The following is a 4,611-nucleotide window of genomic DNA, read 5'->3' as shown; positions in this document are numbered from 1 at the left end:
ATCAACAAACCGCTGGGTCTGTCGCCGCCCGGCATCGAGTTCAAGCGCGCGCACCTGTACGACGTGAACCCGGTCGGCGTGGGCGCGATGGGCGCGGCCTCGGTGCTGTCGATTGCGGCCTACCTGGGCCTGTTCGGGCCGCTGGCCGAAGCGTTCTCGGCCCTGATCGCACTCATCACCGCGATGGTGGTGTCGCCGCTGATTGCATGGGCGACGAAGGGCCGCTACTACATCGCACGCCAATCGAAGGGCCTCTTCACGGGCTTGCAGCAGTGCGTGATCTGCGAGCGCGAGTACGAGTCCGACGACCTCGCGCACTGCCCCGCCTACCTCGGCAACATCTGCTCGTTGTGCTGCTCGCTCGACGCGCGCTGCAATGACCTCTGCAAGCCCGAGGCACGCCTCTCGTCTCAGTGGTCGCGCGCGCTGCGCAAGCTCCTGCCGCAGCGCGTGTGGCCTTACATCGACACCGGCCTCGGCCACTACCTGCTGGTGATGGCGATCGTGGTGCCGCTCCTGGCCGGCGTGTTCGCCTTGCTCTACCAGCAGGAGCTGCGCAACCTGGGCGAACTCACCGATTCGCTCGCGCCGGCCTTGAAACTCGGCTTCATCAAGGCCTTTGCGGCCCTGCTGCTGGTGAGCGGCATCGTCGCCTGGTGGCTGGTGCTCACGCACAAGAGCCGGCAGGTGGCGCAGGAAGAGTCCAACCGCCAGACGCAGGCGGTGCACGAGCAGACGCGCGCGCTGCGCCGCGAGATCGACTCGCACCGCCAGACCGACCTGGCGCTGCAAGAGGCCAAGCTCGCCGCCGAGCTGGCCAACCAGGCCAAGAGCCGCTACATCACGACGGTGAGCCATGAGCTGCGCACGCCGCTCAACAGCATCCTCGGCTATGCGCAGCTGCTGGAAGAAGACCCGTCCATTCCCGGCCACCGCCGGCAGGCGGTGAGCGTGATCCGCCGCGGCGGCGACCACCTGCTCTCGCTGATCGAGCACACGCTCGACATCGCCCGCATCGAAGGCGGCAAGCTGCGCCTGGAGCCGCGCCCGCTGCGCTTCCGCGAAGCGGTGCAGCAGCTGGTGCACATGTTCGAGCTGCAGGCCGCGGGCAAGGGCATCGAGTTCCGCGCCGACCTCGGCGAGGTGGTGCCCGAGGTCGTGCGTGCCGACGAGAAGCGCCTGCGCCAGATCCTCATCAATGTGCTGGGCAATGCGGTCAAGTTCACGCAGGCCGGCCGCGTGGTGTTCCGCCTGCGCTATGCGCGCGAGATGGCGGTGTTCGAGGTCGAGGACACCGGCCCCGGCATCGCGGCGGACGAACTCGGTCACATCTTCGAACCCTTTGCGCGCGGCAGCGAGACGACCAGTGGTGGCACGGGCCTGGGCCTCACCATCGCGAAGATGCTCACCGACCTCATGGGCGGTGAGCTCACGGTAACCAGCACCCTGGGCCAGGGCACCGTCTTTCGCATCAAGCTCTTCCTGCCCGAGGCACGCGGCGCCGTGGCCGCGCTCGAGGTGCCGCGCGCCACCCGCACCGGCTACCGTGGCGAGCGCCGGCGCGTCCTGATCGTCGACAACGAGGAGGTCGACCGCTCGCTGCTCGCCACCGTGCTGCAGCCGCTCGGCTTCGAGCTGATGCAGGCGGCCTCCGGCCACGAGGCGCTGGCGCTGCTGGCGGGCTTCGACCCGCACGCCATCCTGATGGACCTGGCCATGCCCGGCATCGACGGCTGGGCCACCATCCGTGCCATCCGCTCGCAAGGCTTGAGCGGGGCGCCCATCGCCATCGTCTCCGGCAACGCCTTTGACAAGGATCTTGAGAACGACGTCGGCATCACCCCGCAGGACTTCGTGCTCAAGCCGGTGCGCGTGAACGAGCTGCTCGACTGGCTGGGCGCGCGCCTCGGGCTCGAATGGCTGGAGGTGCCGCGCCCGAGTTCCAAGGACGGGGTGCCAGCCGGCGCACCGCCGCCGGCACCCACGTGGGTGCTGCCGGCCGAGAACCAGCTGCGCGCGCTCGACGAACTCATCAACCTCGGCTACTTCCGCGGCATCGTCAACAAGCTCGACGAGATCGAAAGCGAGAATGCCGCCCATGCCAGCTTCGTGGACCACCTGCGCGGCCTGGCGCGCAACTTCCAACTCGACGCCATGAGCGGCCTCGTGCGCCGTGCCCTGAATGACCCTGCCACGCTCTGACCCCCACCCGCTGCCCGACCGCACCGCGAGCGACGTGGTGCTGATCGTCGACGACGTGCCCGACAACCTCTCGCTGCTGCACGACGCGCTGGAGGAGTCGGGCTACACCGTGCTGGTGGCCACGCACGGCGAGAGCGCCCTGCAGCGCGCCGCGCACAGCCTGCCCGACGTGGTGCTGCTCGACGCGGTGATGCCCGGCATGGACGGCTTCGAGGTCGCGCGCCGCCTGAAGGCGCAGCCCGAGACGGCGCACATCCCCATCATCTTCATGACCGGCCTCACCGAGACCGAACACGTGGTGGCCGCCTTCGCCGCCGGTGGGGTGGACTACGTCACCAAGCCCATCCGGCCGCAGGAGGTGCTGGCCCGCATGTCGGTGCACATGCAGAGCGCGCGGCAGGCGCGGCAGGCGCGCAATGCGCTCGATGCCTTCGGCCACGCGACCATGGCGGTTCACGTCACGCATGACACCACAGCGGACATCAAGACCGGCCGCGCCGTGTGGCAAACGCCGCTGGCGCGCCAGTTCATGCACAGCTACTTCGCGTGCACACCGGGCCAGGTGCCCGAGGACCTGCTGGCCTGGCTGCGCGAGCAGTCGGCGCTGGCCGCCGAGGGGCGCGAGCCCAAGCCGCTCACCGTGACCCGTGAATCACGGCAGCTGGTGTTCTCGTTGCAGGAACGCACCAGCGACGACGACTGGCTGATGGTGATGCGCGAGGTGTCCGATGCGGCCGTGGTCGATGCCGTGCTGCAGGCTTTCAAGCTCACCATGCGCGAGGCCGAGGTGCTGTACTGGGTGGTCAAGGGCAAGACCAACCGCGACATCGGCGACATCCTGGGCAGCAGCCCGGCCACCGTCAAGAAGCACCTGGAGCACGTGTTCGAGAAGCTTGGCGTGGAGACGCGCAACGCGGCCGCCTCGCTGGCGATGCAGAAGGTGCGTCTGTTCGCAGGGTGACCGGCATCCCCCTTCCAGGGCCTTGGTGCTACGCCGAAGTTGGTGCATGCTGCGCCCCTTCGATTCGCTGTGCTTCCTTGGGCCGAATGAACGACGACGACGTCCTCCTCAGATTCCGCAAGCGGCTGCAAGAGCTGGACGAAGCCCGCCTCACCGGTTTCGTGAACGAGGCTCAGCACGCCGAAGGCAAGGCCCATCTGCTGCGCCAGTTCGACGCCGCGGTGGCGCAGCGCAGGCAGGAGGTGCTCGACGCGCGCTTCGCCCCCACGATGCTGTTCGACCCGTCGGATGCATCCTTGCGCCTGCCCTTGCCCCGGGCCGCTGCGGCACCGCGCCGGCCGCCTCTCTGGTGGTGGGCGGGCGCGGCCCTGCTGGCCCTGTCGGTGGCCGGCTTGCTGGGGTGGTGGGCGGCTGCGCGCCTGTAGCGCCGCGCCCCGAAGCGGCTCAGGCCGCCGGGGTTTCTGCGGCGCGGTGCGTGCCGGCGGGGACCTCGTGCGGGATGTTCCAGCCAAAGTAGACCTCGACCTGGCTCAGCTGGCCGCCCTTGACCGTGTGTAGTTCGGTGTTGCGAAAGCGCTGGCCGTCGCGCCGCAGCGCCTCGTAGGTGACGTAGGCCTTGTCGCCATCGAACACCGCCAGGTGCTGCAGCGTCATCACGACCAGGCTCTCGCTGCCGGGCCAGCAGGTCTCGAAGTAGGCGTTGCGGTCGATCTGGTTGTCCAGCGGGCTGGTGAAGCGGAAGTCGTCGGCGATCAGCGATTCGATGGCCTTGCGGTCTCGCTTCGAGTACGCCTCGAAGCACGCGCGGACGACTTGCTCCACGGGGATCTGCTCCTTGCTCATGGCGGCTCCTTGGAGTGGAGCGGCCAGTATCCGGAGGCTGCTGGGTGTGCAACAGCGGCGTGCACCGCTGCCGGCTGTAGTGTTTGTCCGACGTATCGCAGGCCGCACGGGAGCTCTTGAAACTTGCCGGGCCGTTCCTATTTCCGATTTCCGGTGGCGCTGGGAGCCCCCGGCGCCTCTTCTCAACCGACAGGAGGTTCTTGCCATGTACCGATCCCTTTTCTCACGCGACGTCTTCGCGGAGCTGGATCGCCTGCAGCGCGAGATGCAGCAGGCCTTCGATCTGGCTCCCACCATCCGCGGCTTCGGCCGCAGCGGCTTCCCCGCGCTCAACATCGGCAGCACGCCGCAAAGCGTGGAGATCTACGCCTTTGCGCCCGGCCTCGACCCCAAGACGCTGGAAGTCCACCACGAGCGCGGGCTGCTCACCATCGCCGGCGAGCGCAAGACCGCCCAGCCCAAGGCGGGCGACAAGACGGCGCTGCACATCAACGAGCGCTTCCAGGGCAGCTTCCGGCGCGTCCTGACCCTGCCGGATGACGTCGACCCCGAGACCCTCGACGCCCGCTACACCGATGGCGTGCTGCACGTGAGCGTGCGGCGGC

At 68.6% G+C, this 4,611-nt stretch carries 5 protein-coding genes; 4 read left to right on the top strand and 1 reads right to left on the bottom strand.

The annotated features are described in order from the left end of the window. The 3 genes from VFL64_RS03220 to VFL64_RS03210 all read left to right on the top strand — a co-directional run. On the top strand, positions 1-2,202 hold a 2,202-nt coding region (locus VFL64_RS03220), incomplete at its 5' end, for an ATP-binding response regulator (protein WP_489538944.1). Next, positions 2,183-3,163 (top strand): response regulator, encoded by a 981-nt coding sequence (locus VFL64_RS03215; protein ID WP_489538943.1) that lies wholly within the window; start codon positions 2,183-2,185, stop codon positions 3,161-3,163. The genes VFL64_RS03220 and VFL64_RS03215, both read left to right, overlap by 20 nt. Positions 3,164-3,249: 86 nt before the next feature. Beyond that, positions 3,250-3,588, top strand: a complete 339-nt coding sequence (locus tag VFL64_RS03210; protein WP_489538942.1) for a hypothetical protein — start codon at positions 3,250-3,252, stop codon at positions 3,586-3,588. Positions 3,589-3,607: 19 nt separating this feature from the next. On the opposite strand, the gene VFL64_RS03205 is transcribed toward VFL64_RS03210, so the two are convergent. Continuing rightward, on the bottom strand, positions 3,608-4,006 hold the full coding sequence (locus VFL64_RS03205) for a nuclear transport factor 2 family protein (protein WP_489538941.1): 399 nt from the start codon (positions 4,004-4,006) through the stop codon (positions 3,608-3,610). Positions 4,007-4,211: 205 nt separating this feature from the next. Between VFL64_RS03205 and VFL64_RS03200 the strand changes: the two genes are divergently transcribed. After that, on the top strand, positions 4,212-4,611 hold a 400-nt coding region (locus VFL64_RS03200; RefSeq protein WP_489538940.1), incomplete at its 3' end, for an Hsp20/alpha crystallin family protein.

The sequence above is a fragment of the Rhizobacter sp. genome (assembly GCF_035702065.1).
GTDB lineage: Bacteria > Pseudomonadota > Gammaproteobacteria > Burkholderiales > Burkholderiaceae_C > Rhizobacter.
Note: the sequence above shows the minus strand (reverse complement) of the source record. Positions and strands in the feature narration are given on the sequence as shown.

Bases quoted from the DNA above. Each gene is read 5' to 3' on its own strand.
- VFL64_RS03215 (WP_489538943.1), top strand. From the start codon at position 2,183: ATGACCCTGCCACGCTCTGACCCCCACCCGCTGCCCGACCGCACCGCG.
- VFL64_RS03210 (WP_489538942.1), top strand. From the start codon at position 3,250: ATGAACGACGACGACGTCCTCCTCAGATTCCGCAAGCGGCTGCAAGAG.
- VFL64_RS03205 (WP_489538941.1), bottom strand. From the start codon at position 4,006: ATGAGCAAGGAGCAGATCCCCGTGGAGCAAGTCGTCCGCGCGTGCTTC.